The organism is Novosphingobium sp. 11B (genome assembly GCF_054589055.1).
Window position 1 is genome coordinate 1 of record NZ_BAAILP010000141.1, and the last position, 667, is coordinate 667.

The window sequence follows — 667 nt, forward strand, 5'->3', positions numbered from 1 at the left end:
CGGGGGGCGTCGCTGCCCTGTAGCCCCGCCTCGGCGGGCCGCAACCCGTCCGCTTCGCTACCGGGTCTTCCACTTCGTTGCAGCCCTTCGGGTGCCCCCCGCCTCACCCGGCGGGGCTGTCGGTCCGCTCCTGCCGCCCCCCGCCACCCTGGCGCCGGTCAATGGCGGTTGAGGAAGGGAAGACGACAATGAGCAGGACCGAACGCGGGAGCCTCTATGCAGAGGTCACGGCCAAGATCATCGCCGAACTGGAAGAAGGCCGGTTGCCATGGGTGCAGCCGTGGGATGCCTCGCGCTGTCCATGCGCCATGCCGCACAACGGGGTGACCGGCAGACCCTATTCCGGGATCAACGTGCTGATCCTGTGGGCCGAAGGTGTGAGCGGTGGCTACAGTTCCCAGCGCTGGCTTACCTACCGGCAGGCGGCAGCAGCGGGCGGCAATGTCCGTCGCGGGGAGAAGGGCACGGTCGTGTGTTATGCCGACCGCTTCATTCCCAAGGCCGAAGCCGAGCGGGCATCGAGCGAGGATCGGGACGCACGGACCGTCGCCTTCCTCAAGCGCTTCGTGGTGTTCAACGTCGATCAGTGCGAGGGGCTGGCGGAAGACCTGACGGCATCTGCGATCCTGCCTGATCCGGTCATGGCTATCGCCGAGGCCGACCGCGT

1 protein-coding gene is annotated in these 667 nt (G+C 67.8%); it reads left to right on the top strand.

The features are described 5' to 3' along the window. Nucleotides 1-188: 188 nt before the first annotated feature. A partial coding sequence (locus tag ACYPYD_RS13005; protein ID WP_459663518.1) for an ArdC-like ssDNA-binding domain-containing protein occupies nucleotides 189-667 on the top strand: 479 nt, incomplete at its 3' end.